Source organism: Neorhizobium sp. AL 9.2.2, from assembly GCF_013317225.1.
Classification (GTDB): domain Bacteria; phylum Pseudomonadota; class Alphaproteobacteria; order Rhizobiales; family Rhizobiaceae; genus Neorhizobium; species Neorhizobium soli.
In genome coordinates this window covers 54,147-69,423 of record NZ_JAALXU010000010.1, presented here as the reverse complement: position 1 = coordinate 69,423, position 15,277 = coordinate 54,147, and the positions used below count along the sequence as shown (strand labels likewise).

Below are 15,277 nucleotides of genomic sequence, written 5' to 3'. Positions count from 1 at the left end.
TCATTGACGCTGTAAAGCTTATTTCGGCCGACTGTGTCGAACGTCCAGCGCTTCTCAGGCTTGCTCAGGTCAAACGCCGTAACCTTCGGATCCTTATGGTCGCCGACGAACACGCGGTAAAGTGTTACACTTTCCTCATCATCCTGGGCGAACGCCGCTGATCCCAGCAAGGCCGTTGATAGCGCCAACGCAGATGCGCCTCGGATTAAACGTCTCATTCATCTCTCCTATTTATGATATTACATAACATTCAAAAGGCGGTTTTTCCGCCAGTTGGACGGTGACTCAGCCGCGGTTGATCGCAGATGTGAGGGTTTGGACGTTGTGCCGCATCATGTCGATGTAGGTCGACGCGGGTCCGCCGGCTGGCGACAGGGCGTCCGAATACAAGGTGCCGCCGAGCGTTAGTCCGGCTTCTGAAGCGATCTGCTCGACGAGGCGTGCATCCGAAATGTTTTCTGCAAATACGGCAGCACCACGCTTCTCGCGGATCTCACGAATAAGCGAGGCGACGTCTGCGGCAGATGCCTCAGATTCGGTAGAAACGCCCTGGGGCGCTAAGAAGGTCACGCCGTAATCCCGCTCGAAGTAGCGAAAGGCGTTGTGCGCGACAACCGCTACACGCCGCTCTTGCGGGATCGCGCTCACAGCTGCCTCGATCTCCTCGGCAAGAGCCGCCAATTGTTCTGAGTACGCGGTCGCATTTGCTTCGTATGTCGAGCAGCCCTGTGCATCTGCGGCACAGAACGCCTTGGCAATGTTCTGGATGTAGATCTTGGCATTGCCAACTGACTGCCACGCATGTGGGTCGTTCGGCGTTGCGTGAAAGACCGCCTTTCCATCGACATAGTGATAATGGCCACCCGCCGGATCATTCAAAATGTCCGCGCCCTCGGTCAAAACGGTCACTTTTGCTGTCGCTTCGCTTGCCTGGATCAAACGGTCCATAAAGCCCTCGAACAGCAATCCATTCACCAGAATGACGTCCGCCTTGGCCAATGCCAATGCATCAGCTGGTTTCGGTTCGTAAACGTGGGCATCGCTGTTGGCACCAACCAGTGTTCGCAAAGCAATACGCTCGCCACCGATAGCTTTGGCGAAATCGCCGATGATTGAGAAACTGGCGACAACCGACAGCTTTTCCGCATGAGCAAGAGCGGGAACAGCCAATGAGGCGAATGTCACAACTGTCATCCTGGCGATGAGATTACTCATGTTCTTCATTGTATATCCAGTGCTGGGACGGTTCAGGCGCTGCGGTGAGCGGTGCGCCGCAGGTGCGACAAAAGCAGGCCGCGAGGGCTTGCGATGACGGAGAAAAAGTAGACAGAGCCTGCCGATAACATGATCGCCGGTCCTGATGGCAAGGATGCGTGGTAGGATAACAGGAGGCCGACGGCCGAGGAAAACAACCCGATCGCAACCGACAACAGGCACATCGTTGCAACGCTTTGCGTCCAGAAGCGTGCGCCAGCCGCAGGCAGGATCATCAATCCGACCGCAAGCAAGGTGCCAAGCGCCTGGAAGCCAGCGACGAGATTGGTCACGACGAGACCAAGGAAGAGGAAATGGACCGGCGAGCCCAGGCGTGACACGGAGCGGAAAAACAAGGGGTCCATACATTCAGCCACCAGCGCCCGTCCGAAAACTCCGAGAGCACAAAGCGTCATCACCGACACCATGGCGATCAGGATTAAGGCATCATTGTTCAGCGCCAGCACCGTTCCGAACAGGACGTGCATAAGATCGACACTTGAGCCCCGCAAAGAAACCATGAGCACGCCAAGCGAGAGTGAAATCAGATAAAAGGCGGCCATAGAGGCGTCTTCTTTCTGGATCGTGAACCGGGCGACGGCGCCGGCACCCAGTGCTACGACCACGCCGGCAATCAAACCACCGATGGTCATAGGAACGATCTCAAGGCCGTAAAGCAGAAAGCCGGCAGCTGCACCAGGCAAGATCGCATGCGCCATTGCGTCGCCAGTCAGGCTCATGCGGCGCAACATGAGGAAGACGCCGACCGGGCAAGCGCTGAGCGACAACATGAATGCGCCAAACAGCGCCCTTTGCAGGAACCCGAATTCTACGAACGGTAGTATCAGCGTCTCATAGAGCATATCGATTACATCCCGCCACGTGCCGGTGACGCCGCGATGCCGTCATGACCGATCATTGTCTCATGCAGGTGATGAGCTGGTTGCCCACACCATGGAGCGTTCTCGTCCCATGCCTCGCCGAACTGGCGTGCGCGAAGAAGATTTTCGGCAGAGAGTGTCTGACGCGCCTCACCCCACGCAATCGACCGCCGCGCCAGAAGAAGCGCCTCGGGAAAATGCTCGCGCACCAGATCAAGGTCATGCACGACGACCATGACAGTGCGCCTTTGATCCTGCCAGTGCTTGATGAGCGCTATCAGGTCGGTAAGCGTCCTGGAGTCGACAGCGTTGAATGGTTCGTCAAGCAGAATGAGATCAGCATCTTGCACGAGGACACGCGCGAACAACGCTCGCTGCATCTGTCCTCCCGAAAGTGTGTCGATGGAACGCTTCTCGAACCCTTCCAGGCCGACGGACAGCAACGCTTGCGTCACCGCTTGCCTGTCTTCTGCGCTATGACGACCCAAAAGACCCCTTTTGGGCCAGAGACCGAGCGACACAAGGTCAAGCACACGAGCTGGAAAAGAGCGATCCAGCTCGGAAAGCTGTGGCAGATAGGCGAAGCGGGTGCCCGGTGCTATCGAGCACGTACCACTCATAGGTCGCAATAGACCAACGATACCCTTCATCAGGGTCGATTTACCCGATCCGTTCCCGCCAACAACGGCCACGAGGCTTCCTTTGCGTACGACACCGGTCATGTGATGCACAGCAGGATGGCGATTGTAGCCCAAGGTCAGATTGTCAAAGGTAAGGCATGCTTCAGTCACGACTACTGTCTATCTCCCGCGGCGCATGGCGAGCAACGCGCTGCTCGTTAATGTAATGTTATTACGTTTACCGACTTGGAAGAAAGGACGCAACCCTGGACAAAACGAAGTTCGACGTTTTTAGAAAACAGGGCAAACGGCCAGGGGTCGCGGTGTCGATGTTTCACGAACCACTTCGATGAAATGTATTTTGCCTTCCACCGGGACCTGCGCTGGAAAGAGGGCACTTATCCGCACAGAGTCCGCAAACCACCCTGCATTCGCAGCGGCGAGGACCAGTAGCAGTTCCTATCTTGCGTTACGAACTGCCATCAGTGCCGTGACAAAGGCTCGCACGAGGCTCGCCTTTTGCATATCCGGCCGAAACAATAGATAGCTCTTGAAGTAGACCGAGGGCTCGAAGGGTCGAAAAATCAGGCCGCGCTGAGCAAAACCATCGATAGCAAGTGGGTTGACGATTGCCAGGCCTACTCCCTCAAGCGCGAGTGCGCAGGCCGTGATGGCAAAAGGGGTCTCAATTACAAGATTAGGTCTGGATCCTGCTTCGGCGCAGAGACGCTCGAATTGGAGCCGAGCCCGATCCTCTGCCGACAACGCTATGTAATCCACTTCATGAAAGTCCTCCGGCCGGACAACGTCTCGTTTTACCAGAGGATGGCCTGGCGGGATGGCGCATAGCGCCGGGAAGCTACCGAAGACCTGATGTTCGACGCCTGACAAGTCGACTTCATCGGCCGCGAGACCGAGATCAAAATCGCCATCGACAATATGGTTGCGTACAGCAGCAGATGACATGATGCTGAGCGTCACGATCGCCGCGGGGTAGCTTTCCCGAAACCGTTTCACTGCACGCGGCACGATCGTTGATCCAGCAGCGGCAAGACTTGCCACGCGGATCTGCCCCGAACCGAAATCCCGGATCCGAGCCGCGGATGAGCGCAGCAGATCAAGCCCTTTGAAGCTGGCATCGACATCGCGGTAGAATGCCTGTCCTTCCGGAGTCGAAATCAACCGCCCCTTAACTCGGTCAAACAACGCAAATCCAACAGAGTCTTCCAGTTCGCCAATCAGGCGGCTGACATTCGGTTGCGTCACGCCCATGAGTTCGGCTGCGCGCGAGACGGTGCCACTGATGATGACGGCGCGAAAGGCCTCAATCTGACGGAAGTTCATCCCTCACCTATACGGTTTATGCATAGACTTAGATCCTCTGGTCAATTGTTTGTCTACCTCGCTCCTGCTTAGACTGTTGGAAAATATCCAATGAGGACAGTTCATGCGTGACAAGACGCTCTGCGTAAAGCGGCCCGAAGTTTCCCACCAAGGTTTTGCGAGCCTTGCAACACCAACCTACCGGGCATCGACAATCGTCTTCGACAGCGCAGAAGCCTATGCCAACCGCTCCAAGCGAGGCCCCGACGGCTACACCTACGGCCTCCACGGGACACCGACCTCCCGCACGCTCGAGGCATCGATCACGGCTCTGGAGCAGGGGCTTCGGACAGTTCTCGTTCCCTCGGGACAAGCCGCCATCACTGTGGTTTTCCTCTCTGCACTGATGCCCGGCGACACGGTTCTCATTCCCGACAGCGCCTATCCGCCGGTGGCGGGCTTCTGCGAGAACTACCTGAAGCCGCGCGGCATCTCCTACCGCATCTATGACCCCATGATCGGCTCCGGCATCGCAACCCTTATCGACGACACCGTCAAGCTGATCTGGACGGAATCGCCCGGGTCTACGACGATGGAGATCCAGGATATTCCCGCCATCGTCGCGGCCGCAAAATCCCGCGGCGTTCTGACCGGCTGCGACAACACCTGGGCGACTCCGCTCTACTTCAAGCCGCTCGCCCATGACATGGACTTCTCGTCGATGGCGCTGACGAAATATGTCGGCGGCCATTCCGACCTTCTCATGGGCTCGATCGCGGTCAAGGACATCGCGCTCCACAAGAGGCTGAAGGACACCATGCGGATGATCGGGATGGGGGTTTCGCCTGATGATTGCGCGCTGGCGCTTCGCGGCTTGGAGACCATGGGCGTGCGGCTTGCCCATTGCGGCCGGGTTGCCCTGGATTTTGCCCGGAAAATTGCGGACCGCGTTGCGCCGGAACTGGTGCTTCATCCAGCCCTCCCCGGCGCTGCCGGCCATGAATTCTTCCAGCGAGACTTTGCCGGCGCAAGCGGCGTGTTCAGCCTTGTCATTCCCCCGCACGCCGAGGCTGCTCTCCCCGACCTCCTGACGGCGGCGCAGACCTTCTCGATCGGCGCCTCCTGGGGCGGCACCCACAGCCTTCTTGCACCGATGACCATCACCCGCGCGACTGACGCTCATGCCCATCCCGGCACGATCTTGAGGATCAACGTGGGTCTGGAAGATGAAGACGATCTCTGGGCAGACCTCGAGCCGATCATCGAAGCGATCGCGACAGCGCCCGCCGTGAAGAAGGCTGTCTGAGCAAATCACGAACCAAAAACAACAAAGGGAACGACAACATGAAAAACTGGACAATCGGCATTGTGGCAGTCGTCGGCACACTGATGGCGACGACGGCACACGCAGGACCAACGCTCGACAAGGTAAAGGAGAGAGGTCGCATTATCTGCGGTGCAAGTCAGGGCACCATTGGGTTTGGATCCCCTGATGACAAAGGCCACTGGACCGGCCTCGACGTCGAAACCTGCCGCGCGGTGGCAGTCGCCATCTTCGGCGACAAGGACAAGGTCGAGTTCGTCCCCTTGAGCGGTCAGCAGCGCATTCCGGCGCTTCAGACCGGCGAAATCGACATCCTCCCCCGCACCCTCACATGGACGCTGCAGCGCGATGCAAACGGCATCAATTTCACCACGCCGACCTACTACGAGTTCACAGGCTTCATGGTCGCAAAGGCATCCGGCGTGACCAAAGTGGAAGAGATGACAGGGGCATCCGTCTGCGTTCAGACCGGCTCGACCACCGAGGTCGTTGTCAACGATGTGTCCACCAAGCTGAACCTGCGGCTCAATCCGGTCGTGTTCGACAACGTTGCCGCCACCCGCCAGGCCTTCTTCTCCGGCCGCTGCGACGCCCTCATCACCGATGCGGCGGCGCTTGCTTCCGTTCGCGCCACGCAATCCGACAAGCCCGACGACTACGTCATCTTCCCGGCGACCAAGTATATGGATGCCCTGACACCGGCCGTGCGCCACGGCGACGACAACTGGACGGATATCGTCAACTGGTCGATCCAGGCACTCCTCAATGCGGAGCTCTACGGCATCACCCAGGCCAACATCGACGAAATGATGGGCTCGGACGACCCGCGGGTAAAGCGCTTCCTCGGCGTCGAGCCCGGTAACGGCAAGGCGCTCGGGCTCGATGACAAGTTCGCCTACAATATCGTCAAGCAGCTCGGAAACTATGGCGAAATGTTCGACCGCAACCTTGGCGCCGGCAGTCCTCTCAAGATCGAACGCGGCCCCAACAGGCTGTTTTCCGATGGCGGGCTGATGTTCCCGATGGCCTTTCAATAGCGATTGGTGTCGATCATGATTTCCGCTGTTCTCGATAACAGACGGTTCAGAAGCTGGGGCGGGCAGATCCTTCTGCTGGGCGGCTTTGCCGCCCTCCTCCTCTGGCTTGTAAACAACACCGTCACGAACCTCGATGCCCGCGGGATCAGGGTCGGCTTCGACTTCCTCTGGCGTCGCGCCAATTTCCCGATCTCGGAAAGCGTCCTGCCCTACGACCCCTCCGACACCTTCCTCTGGGCTTACGTCACGGGCGTCGGCAACACGCTGGCGATATCGGCCCTCGCGATCTTCCTGTCGACGGCGCTTGGCTTGCTTGTCGGACTGGCGCGGCGATCGAAGCACCCGCTGACATCGGGTGTCGCCGGCGTCTTCGTCACGACCATGCGCAACATGCCGCTGATCGTGCACCTGCTGTTCTGGTACGCGCTTGCAACCACAGCGCTGCCGGCGCCGCGCGAGGCCTATAATCCCCTACCCGGCGTCTTCCTGTCGCTGAGGGGCTTCTACATTCCCGCACTCGAACTGGACGCCATGGCCTGGCTGATGATCGGCCTCGTCATCCTCTTGACCTTGGGCGCTTGGCGCTTGCGTCACCTCATGATGGGAACAGGCCGGTTGCATGACCGCCATCCCGTTCTGGCGCTTTTTGGGCTTACGGCCGTCGTTGCCCTCGGCGCGGCGCTGCTTCTCCAGCCAAGTGCCGTGATCAGCCTTCCCGAAATGCGGGGGTTCAACTTCACGGGCGGGCTGCGTCTGTCGCCGGAATTTGCCGCCCTCATGCTCGGCCTGGTGATCTACACCTCCGCCTTCATCGGAGAGATCATCCGCGGCGGCATCGACGCCGTGTCGATCGGGCAGTGGGAGGCCGGACGCGCGATCGGGCTGTCGGAACGGCATACGCTCACCAAGATCATCATCCCGCAGGCACTGCGCATCATCATTCCCCCGATGACATCGCAGTATTTGTCGACCGTCAAAAACACCACGCTTGCGCTGGCAGTCGGTTACCCGGAGCTTGGCCTCGTGGTCGGCACGGTGATCAACCAGACCGGCCAGGCGATCGAGAGCATCGGCTTGCTGCTTGGCATCTTCCTGACCATCAGCATTGCCGTGTCGCTGTTGATGAACTGGTACAATGCGCATGTCGCGTTGGTGGAGGCACGATGACCGTCATTGATGTCGCCTCAACAGCTGTCCATATCGAGCCATCCGCTCCGCCAAGGCCACCGCGAAGGCCCCTGCTGCAGCTTTTCTTCGGCGATCTGGTGGCATCGGTACTGACCGTCTCCACCGGTTTCCTGATGATCCTGATGATCCCGGCACTGAACTGGGCGGTGCTGGACGCGGTATGGGCCACCGACGATCCCTCCGCCTGCCGCGAAGCCGGTGCCTGCTGGGCCTTCATCGCGGCGAAATTCCGCTTCATCATGTTTGGTGTCTATCCGCCGGACGAGCAATGGCGACCGCTTCTGGTCATGGGATTGATCCTTGCGATGATCCTTGCCTCGCTCTCGCCCCGGCTCTGGGGCCAGAGACTGATCGCTGTCTGGGTCGCGTCCGTGGCCGTCATGCTCAGTCTGATGTGGGGCGGCTTCCTCGGCATGACGCCGGTACCGACATCGAGCTGGGGCGGACTGCCGGTGACCCTGCTGCTTGCCTTGCTGTCGCTCGGCCTCGGCTTTCCCTTCGCAGTCTTCCTGGCGCTCGGAAGACGGTCGTCGCTGCCGATCCCACGCATGTTGTCCCTGATGACGATCGAGCTGGTCCGCGGCCTTCCGCTGGTGGGGCTGCTGTTTGTGGCCTCCATCCTGTTGCCGCTGCTTCTGCCGGCAGGATGGTCGATCGACAAGCTCGGGCGCACGCTGGCAGCGCTGACGGTGTTTGCCGCCGCCTATCTGGCGGAAGTGATCCGCGGCGGCCTGCAGGGTGTCGCCGCCGGTCAGATCGAGGCCGCCAGGGCTTTGGGCATCCCCGGCTGGAAAGCGGTGTGGCACATCGTCCTCCCGCAGGCGCTGCAGAAGGTCATTCCTCCTTTGACCAACACGGCGATCGTGATGGTAAAGAACACCAGCCTCGTGCTGATCGTCGGTGTCTTCGACATGCTGAGCGCTGCCCGCGTTGCGGCCACCGACCCGGTGTGGGGCGCTCCTTACGTGGAGAGCTACGTCTTTGTTGCCTTGATCTATTTCCTGATCTGCTTCGGCATATCCAACTACAGCCGCTGGCTTGAAATCCGCGTGCAATCCCGGGGCTACCGATGACCTCGAACCACCTGAACGCAATCGAAGTGGCTGCCCTCGACAAATGGTATGGCAGCTTCCACGTCCTGAAGAACATCGACCTCACCGTCGCGACGGGGGAGCGGATCGTCGTCTGCGGCCCCTCCGGCTCCGGGAAATCCACCCTCATCCGCTGCATCAACCGGCTGGAAGAGCACCAGCGGGGCCGCATTTCCGTCAATGGCATCCCGCTCGGCGACAGCGTCAAGAACCTGGATGCGATCCGGCGCGAGGTCGGGATGGTGTTCCAGCACTTCAACCTTTTCCCGCACCTGACGGTCAAGGAGAACTGTGCCCTGCCCCAGATCCTGTCCCGCGGCAAGCGGCGACGGGAAGCGGAGGACATGGCCATGCATTTTCTCGGCAAGGTCCGGATCCCGGAACAGGCCGACAAATATCCAGGTCAGCTGTCCGGAGGGCAGCAGCAGCGCGTGGCGATCGCCAGGGCCCTGTGCATGACGCCAAAGATCATGCTGTTTGACGAGCCCACCTCGGCGTTGGATCCGGAAATGGTGAAGGAAGTTCTCGACACCATGGTCGCGCTTGCGGAAGAAGGGATGACCATGATCGTCGTGACCCATGAGATGGGCTTCGCACGAAAGGTGGCAGACCGTGTCGTGTTCATGGAAGCAGGAGAGGTGATCGAGGTCAATGAGCCCAGCGCGTTTTTCGACGCTCCGTCCCAACCCAGCACCCGGCGATTTCTGGCTAACATCATGCACTGAATGTGTCATTGCCAAACTTAAAAATCGAACGGAGTCGCGCCCTACACAGAACGTCCGATCGGCCGCCTTGATCGGACACGAACCTTCGAGACGGCATAGCGCTGTCCAGCCGAAACAATTGCCCGAAGACATCCTTTCGGCATTGTTCGCGTACCTGAAGAACGAAAAAGCCGGCCGCGCGAGGAGCTGCAGGCTTGTCGGGTAATCGAACGACGGCTGGAGGAGGATTGCCGCTGTTCTGCCAAGTGCCTCATGGGATGAGTGGGCCTTAGACACGAAGCCATCCGGGGAGGAGTCTTCTTCGTTGATGAACATCTCCAAAAAATGGTATTTGTCATGTTGTGGTAAACCCGCGCTCGCGTTGCTGCGCAAAGCGAGCTGTTAGGAGCTGTGTGCCCTGTGAATTTCTGGCATTCCATGGTTTGGCGCACGGATGGCATTCGGGTGATCTCCCCGGTCAGATGGAGACGCTTCGACGGTATGGTCGGCGCTCTCTGGGAGGCGGAAAGCCAGGTAGGCGCCAACGGCTATTACCTCGCCGCCGATCCGCGCATCATGATCTTCTTCGACGACGTGTCATCGAGGGTCCGCATTTCGAACCAGAATGGCGATTTCGAGCGGAATCACCGGCCCTTGAACCGGGCAATCTACATTCCGGCGGGCGTGCCGATGTGGACGACGAGCACGTCACTTCATCGCTTCTCGCATCTCAACCTGCATATTCATAAAGACCGTCTGCTGCGCTTCCTGTCGCCATCGGTCGGGCAGGCTGCCGCCATGTCGGCGCTGAAGCAGCCAGCGGAATTACAGGATGCACCGGGACTGCAGGTGCTTGCCGGTCTGCTTGCCGAAGAACTGGACAATCCCTCCCGCCATGAGGTCTATGCGGAAAGCTTGGTCGGCAGCATCGTCACCGGACTGCTCGAGATCTCCGAACAGGGTGCTGGTAAAGCCGACGGCCGTCTGACCCAGGCGCAGATGAACAAGCTTGCAGCCCGCATCGACGGGCTTGGCGACTGCCGGATGACCGTCGCTGAAATGGCGGCCACCGTCGGCCTGTCTGAAAGCTGGTTTGCCAACGTCTTCAAGCAGACGACAGGCAAGACCCCGCTCCAATGGCAGCTTGCCAGGCGGATCGATCTTGCCAAGAAACTGCTGCTCGACAACGACCTGAGAGTTGCAGGCATTGCTGCACAGCTCGGTTTCTCCGACCAGGCGCATTTCACCAAGGCATTCCGGCAGGTTGCTGGCGAGACCCCCGCGGCGTGGCGGCGGATGCTGCAGGTTCGCTAGCCACGCGATCATCCCAAAGGAAAAGCCCACGCGCTTTCAGGCGCGTGGGCTTTGTCGTTTCGAGTTCCGCGTTACCAGGTCTGGCGCAGCGTCGCCATAACGGTACGGCCGGGATTGTAATAGACGCCGCCGCTGTCCTGGCTGGCAATATGCTTCTCGTCGAACACGTTGCTCATGTTGAGCTGGAACGTCGTATTCTTCTGGATCTTGTAGGTGAAGGAGGCATCGAAAACGAAGGCGCTTTCCGACGAGCCGCTATTGGCAAGGTCGAGGAAGTAGGAGTCCATGTATCGACCGCCGACGCCGAACGTCATGTCGCCGCGAGCGCCCGCGCCGTCCAGCGTGTAGGTCGTCCACACAGATGCCAGGTGATTGGGTACGCGCATCAGGCGATTGCCGTCATTGACGCCACCGGGCTCGTCGATCTTGGAGTCGATATAGCTATAGGCTGCGATGACGTCGATGCTCTCGGTCACTTCTGCCTTGGCTTCAAGTTCGAAACCGCGGTGGCGGACCTTTTCGACTGTCGACGGCAGATAGGTGACGCTGTCGTAGACGGTGATATTGCTCTTCGTCAGGTCATAGACGGACGCCGTGAACAGCGCAGGGAAGGCTTCCGGACGGTACTTGATGCCGACCTCATACTGGCGTCCAGTCGTGGGCTCGGTACCGATGCCGGGAGGTGCAGCTGACTCGGCATAGCTTGCGAAGGCTGCGAATTCCTCGGTGATCTTGTAGCTTACGCCGAACCGCTTGGTGAACTTGCTCTGCGTGTCGGAATCCGATGCGCTCGAGAAAAGATCGTCCTGACTCAGATCGAACCAATCGTTTCGGACGCCGACACTGGTGGTGAGCTTGTCCCAGAAGGTCAGATCCTGCTGCAGGTACAGACCCGTCGTCTTCTGGTCGTTTGCGGTACCGTAGGTTGGGACAGTCGAAACCGGTCCCCCGGTATAGACCGGATCTGTGGTGCTGATCGGCGGTGCACTCGTATCGTAAAGGCCGTAATTGTCCGACTTGAAGTTGTTGTAATCGATGCCGACAAGCGTCCGGCTCTCGACATTGTCGAAATCCTTTTCGTACATCAGGTGCGCATCGACAACGAATTGCTCGGTAGAGGTATCACTTCCAAAGAAGTAGCGATCCGCAAGGTTAGAGCCGTCGGTACGCGTATTGGACAGATAGGCGCTTCCGAACGCGGTATCAGAATTGCTGTAGCGCGCTTTCGAACCGAAGCTCAGTCCGTTGTCGAAGTCGTGGTCGAACATCAGGCTGTAGAAATTGCGGTTGGTGGTCAGGAAGTAATAGTCCGGCTCACCGAAGAACTTGTCGCGATCAAAGTCCGACCCGATCGGCTGACCGCCGCTGCCCGGAATGCCGTCCTTGTCGAGATGATCGAAAACGAAGGACAGGCTAGTAAGATCGGTCGGGCGCCATGTGAGGCCGCCCATCAGGAACTTCTCGTTGTCCTTGGAATAATCGTATTCCGCATCGGCATTCTGGAACTTGCCGGTGAGACGGTAGGACAGCGTATCGTCTTCGGTCAGATTGTCGCCGAAGTCGAAGCCACCTTCCTTGTGGCTGAACGAGCCGCCGGTGGCATAGACCTCTCCGAAGCGTTCGGTCTTCGGCAACTTCGTCACGTAATTCACTGCGCCGCCCGGTTCGGCCGCGCCGAAACCCGAAGAACTCGTGCCCTTTAGAACCTCGATGCGCTCATAGGCATAGGGTTCTTCCTTGACGCCGCCGAATGTGCGACCGATCGCCAGCCCGTCACGGTAGGTGTAAGGCGTGAAACCGCGAATATCGATATAGTCGTAACGATCGTCACCGCCATAATAGTCGGTCACCACACCAGCCGTGTACTGCACCACCTTCTCGACGCTGTCGGCGCCGCGCTCCTCGATCTCCTTCGAGGTGATGACAGAGATGGATGCCGGCGCAACGAGTATATCGGTCGGCATTCTGCCGACTGCAGTAGTCTCCGTCGCGACGATCGATTGGGAATCGTTACTCGTATCGAGCGTCGTGCCACTTCCGCTGATCACGATCGGCGCCAAGGTTGTATTGGAAGCCGAATTGCCGGCTTCCTGCGCGGCCAACATGGTTGGCGACACGGAGACAAGCGCCGTACAAGCGAGAAGGACAGCTTTCGAGGAACGAGTGGTAATCCGGTACGCGCGGCGGCCTGCTATATCCATATCCATATTCCGAATTCCAAGGTTGGCGTGATCTTTTAGGGGAAGGCCGCAAAATCGTTACCCGCCCAAGCACTTGAAATGCTTTGGCCGCAGCAAATTGTCTTACCAGAAATGTCCCCTGCAACGCTGATAACTTGAGAAGCGTTGTCCAGTATTGTATTTTTTTCGTAAATTGTAAAAAACCACGGAAATTGCAGGCCAAGATCTGCGCATCTGTCGGCTTCTCGTTGACGCCGTCTCGTGAACCTGAAAATGGAAGTCTACTTAAAGCGAGGCGGAGGTCACCCTATGATGCGGTCTTTTCTCCTGGCGGTGCGATTTGCGGCCGTATATCTTTTGTCTTCTCTTTCGGGCGTAGCGGCTGCTGCCGACGGTCAGACCTACCCCATCGTCCTCAAAAATGCGTTGGGAACGGCTGTTATCAAGAAGAAACCCGTGCGTGTCGCAACCGTCGCCTGGGCCAACCACGAAGTGCCGCTGGCGCTTGGTATTGTGCCGGTCGGCTTTGCTCGCGCGAATTTCGGCGATGATGACGGTGACGGCGTGCTGCCCTGGGTGGCCGCACGGCTGAAGGAACTCGATGGCAGTACGCCGGTCCTGTTCGACGAAGGCGATGGTATCGATTTCGAGGCCGTCTCGGCAACAAGGCCAGATGTGATCCTCGCCGCCTATTCCGGCCTCAGCCAGGCAGACTACGACACGCTGAGCCAGATCGCCCCAGTCGTTGCCTTTCCTGACGGGCCCTGGTCGACAGACTGGCGGGCGATGATCCGTCTCAACAGCGCCGGCATGGGCATATCGGACGAAGGCGAGGCCCTGATCACCAGGATCGAGGGACAGATCGCCGAGACGGTCGCCGGTCATCCGGAAATCAAGGGGAAGTCGGCGATGTTCATCACCCATCTCGACCCGACCGACCTCAGCACGGTCAATTTTTACACATCCCACGATACCCGCGTGAAGTTCTTTGCCGATCTCGGCCTGACCTCGCCCAAAAGCGTGGTGGAAGCATCGCGCTCAGGCAAGTTTTCCGGATCCGTCAGTGCCGAGCGGATCGATGCCTTCGACGACGTCGATATCGTCGTCACCTATGGTGGCGAAAAGCTTTTTGATGCGCTGAAAACCAATCCGCTGACCTCGCGCATGCCGGCAGTGGCGAAGGGCGGCCTCGTCATGCTCAGCCGCAATCCGCTCGGCACAGCCGCAAACCCGACGCCGCTTTCGATCTCCTGGCTGCTGACGGACTACGTGGCGCTATTGTCCAAGGCCTCGGGCACGACCGCTCCAAACTGATGATGACGGATCGCCGCCCCGACGCGAAACACCGCATATCGGCCATCGCGCTAACGAACCGCAACCGCGCCCTGTGGCTTGCCGGTGTCGTGGCGCTGCTTGCCGCACTCTGTGCGTTGTCGGTTACGGTTGGCACACGCGATGTGAGCTGGAGCGATATCACTGATGCTCTCGCTGGCCGAACGGACAGCCTCGGCCAGGCTGCCGTCGCATTGCGTATCCCGCGAACGCTTCTTGGTCTCTTGGCCGGTTCGGCACTTGGTCTTGCCGGCGCCGTGATGCAGGGCGTCACCCGCAATCCGCTTGCCGATCCCGGTATCCTCGGAGTCAACATGGGTGCGTCGCTCGCCGTGGTGATCGGCATTGTCGGGTTTCAGATCGAGACAGCGGGAGCGTATATCTGGTGGGCGATCGCAGGAGCGGCGCTCGCTGCCGTGTTCGTCTATACGATCGGCTCGCTCGGGCGTGGCGGCGCGACGCCGTTGAAGCTGGCGCTGGCGGGGGCCGCGACTTCAGTCGCCTTTGCGTCTATCGTCATTGCCGTGGTTCTGCCGCGCGCCGATATAGCCGGCGGCATCCGGTCCTGGCAGATCGGCGGCATTGGCGGGGCGACATCAGAGAGGATCTGGCCGGTCCTGCCGTCTCTCGCCGTCGGCTTCGCGATCAGCCTTCTGTCGGCCCGCAAGCTGAATTTGCTGGCACTGGGTGACGAGCTTGCCGTCGGTCTGGGCGAACGGGTCGCTTTCGCCCGTGCCTCCGCCTCGATCGGCGCTATTCTTCTCTGTGGCGCAACGACTGCCGTTTGCGGCCCGATCGGCTTCCTCGGACTTGTGGTGCCGCATGTCTGCCGGCTGCTGGTCGGGATAGACCACCGCTGGCTTCTGCCGTTTTCGGCGCTCGGCGGCGCCTGTCTACTGATCGCCGCCGACGTTGCGGGCCGCATAGCCGCCCGGCCGGCGGAGATCGATGTTGGTATCCTGACTGCGCTGATCGGAGCGCCGGTCTTCATCTGGATCGTACGCCGCCAGCGCGTGCGAGAACTCTGAC

The 15,277-nt window shown here is 59.4% G+C and carries 13 protein-coding genes; 8 read left to right on the top strand and 5 right to left on the bottom strand.

Going from position 1 to position 15,277, the window contains the following annotated elements:
• Positions 1-285 precede the first annotated feature (285 nt).
• The 4 genes from aztC to G6K99_RS22145 form a co-directional block, all read right to left on the bottom strand.
• On the bottom strand, positions 286-1,224 hold the full coding sequence (aztC, locus tag G6K99_RS22160) for a zinc ABC transporter substrate-binding protein AztC (RefSeq protein WP_174197969.1): 939 nt from the start codon (positions 1,222-1,224) through the stop codon (positions 286-288).
• Positions 1,225-1,247: 23 nt separating this feature from the next.
• On the bottom strand, positions 1,248-2,123 hold the full coding sequence (gene aztB / locus G6K99_RS22155) for a zinc ABC transporter permease AztB (protein WP_174198033.1): 876 nt from the start codon (positions 2,121-2,123) through the stop codon (positions 1,248-1,250).
• Positions 2,123-2,926, bottom strand: coding sequence for a zinc ABC transporter ATP-binding protein AztA (gene aztA, locus G6K99_RS22150; protein WP_174197968.1), 804 nt, complete (start codon positions 2,924-2,926; stop codon positions 2,123-2,125). Before aztA ends, aztB begins: the two co-directional genes overlap by 1 nt.
• 288 nt (positions 2,927-3,214) lie before the next feature.
• Positions 3,215-4,099, bottom strand: coding sequence for a LysR substrate-binding domain-containing protein (locus G6K99_RS22145; RefSeq protein ID WP_174197967.1), 885 nt, complete (start codon positions 4,097-4,099; stop codon positions 3,215-3,217).
• A 103-nt stretch (positions 4,100-4,202) separates the two neighbouring features.
• On the opposite strand from G6K99_RS22145, the gene G6K99_RS22140 reads away from it, so the two are divergent.
• The 6 genes from G6K99_RS22140 to G6K99_RS22115 all read left to right on the top strand — a co-directional run bounded on the left by G6K99_RS22140 (position 4,203) and on the right by G6K99_RS22115 (position 10,736).
• Positions 4,203-5,384: a PLP-dependent aspartate aminotransferase family protein gene (locus tag G6K99_RS22140; RefSeq protein WP_174197966.1), complete on the top strand. Its 1,182-nt coding sequence runs from the start codon at positions 4,203-4,205 to the stop codon at positions 5,382-5,384.
• Between the two features lie 38 nt (positions 5,385-5,422).
• Positions 5,423-6,439 (top strand): amino acid ABC transporter substrate-binding protein, encoded by a 1,017-nt coding sequence (locus G6K99_RS22135; RefSeq protein ID WP_174197965.1) that lies wholly within the window; start codon positions 5,423-5,425, stop codon positions 6,437-6,439.
• A gap of 15 nt (positions 6,440-6,454) precedes the next feature.
• Positions 6,455-7,606 carry an amino acid ABC transporter permease gene (locus G6K99_RS22130; RefSeq protein WP_174197964.1) on the top strand — a complete coding sequence of 384 codons (1,152 nt, stop codon included), beginning with the start codon at positions 6,455-6,457 and terminating at the stop codon, positions 7,604-7,606.
• Complete coding sequence (locus G6K99_RS22125; protein ID WP_174197963.1) at positions 7,603-8,700, top strand: amino acid ABC transporter permease; 1,098 nt, start codon at positions 7,603-7,605, stop codon at positions 8,698-8,700. Before G6K99_RS22130 ends, G6K99_RS22125 begins: the two co-directional genes overlap by 4 nt.
• Complete coding sequence (locus G6K99_RS22120; RefSeq protein ID WP_174197962.1) at positions 8,697-9,443, top strand: amino acid ABC transporter ATP-binding protein; 747 nt, start codon at positions 8,697-8,699, stop codon at positions 9,441-9,443. The genes G6K99_RS22125 and G6K99_RS22120 overlap by 4 nt, the downstream gene beginning before the upstream one ends.
• A 399-nt stretch (positions 9,444-9,842) precedes the next feature.
• Positions 9,843-10,736 carry a helix-turn-helix domain-containing protein gene (locus G6K99_RS22115; RefSeq protein ID WP_174197961.1) on the top strand — a complete coding sequence of 298 codons (894 nt, stop codon included), beginning with the start codon at positions 9,843-9,845 and terminating at the stop codon, positions 10,734-10,736.
• A gap of 71 nt (positions 10,737-10,807) precedes the next feature.
• Here the strand turns inward: G6K99_RS22115 and G6K99_RS22110 are convergent, their stop codons facing one another.
• Positions 10,808-12,943: a TonB-dependent siderophore receptor gene (locus G6K99_RS22110; RefSeq protein WP_174197960.1), complete on the bottom strand. Its 2,136-nt coding sequence runs from the start codon at positions 12,941-12,943 to the stop codon at positions 10,808-10,810.
• Between the two features lie 285 nt (positions 12,944-13,228).
• On the opposite strand from G6K99_RS22110, the gene G6K99_RS22105 reads away from it, so the two are divergent.
• Complete coding sequence (locus G6K99_RS22105) at positions 13,229-14,230, top strand: iron-siderophore ABC transporter substrate-binding protein (protein ID WP_174198032.1); 1,002 nt, start codon at positions 13,229-13,231, stop codon at positions 14,228-14,230.
• Between the two features lie 2 nt (positions 14,231-14,232).
• Positions 14,233-15,276, top strand: a complete 1,044-nt coding sequence (locus tag G6K99_RS22100) for an iron ABC transporter permease (protein WP_174197959.1) — start codon at positions 14,233-14,235, stop codon at positions 15,274-15,276.
• The last annotated feature ends 1 nt before the right edge of the window (position 15,277 follow it).

What these genes read in the sequence shown, in the direction of transcription:
- aztC (WP_174197969.1), bottom strand. Translation starts at nt 1,224, where the DNA reads ATGAAGAACATGAGTAATCTCATCGCCAGGATGACAGTTGTGACATTC.
- G6K99_RS22120 (WP_174197962.1), top strand. Translation starts at nt 8,697, where the DNA reads ATGACCTCGAACCACCTGAACGCAATCGAAGTGGCTGCCCTCGACAAA.
- G6K99_RS22105 (WP_174198032.1), top strand. Translation starts at nt 13,229, where the DNA reads ATGCGGTCTTTTCTCCTGGCGGTGCGATTTGCGGCCGTATATCTTTTG.
- G6K99_RS22125 (WP_174197963.1), top strand. Translation starts at nt 7,603, where the DNA reads ATGACCGTCATTGATGTCGCCTCAACAGCTGTCCATATCGAGCCATCC.
- G6K99_RS22110 (WP_174197960.1), bottom strand. Translation starts at nt 12,943, where the DNA reads ATGGATATGGATATAGCAGGCCGCCGCGCGTACCGGATTACCACTCGT.
- G6K99_RS22100 (WP_174197959.1), top strand. Translation starts at nt 14,233, where the DNA reads ATGACGGATCGCCGCCCCGACGCGAAACACCGCATATCGGCCATCGCG.
- G6K99_RS22145 (WP_174197967.1), bottom strand. Translation starts at nt 4,099, where the DNA reads ATGAACTTCCGTCAGATTGAGGCCTTTCGCGCCGTCATCATCAGTGGC.
- G6K99_RS22140 (WP_174197966.1), top strand. Translation starts at nt 4,203, where the DNA reads ATGCGTGACAAGACGCTCTGCGTAAAGCGGCCCGAAGTTTCCCACCAA.
- G6K99_RS22130 (WP_174197964.1), top strand. Translation starts at nt 6,455, where the DNA reads ATGATTTCCGCTGTTCTCGATAACAGACGGTTCAGAAGCTGGGGCGGG.
- G6K99_RS22135 (WP_174197965.1), top strand. Translation starts at nt 5,423, where the DNA reads ATGAAAAACTGGACAATCGGCATTGTGGCAGTCGTCGGCACACTGATG.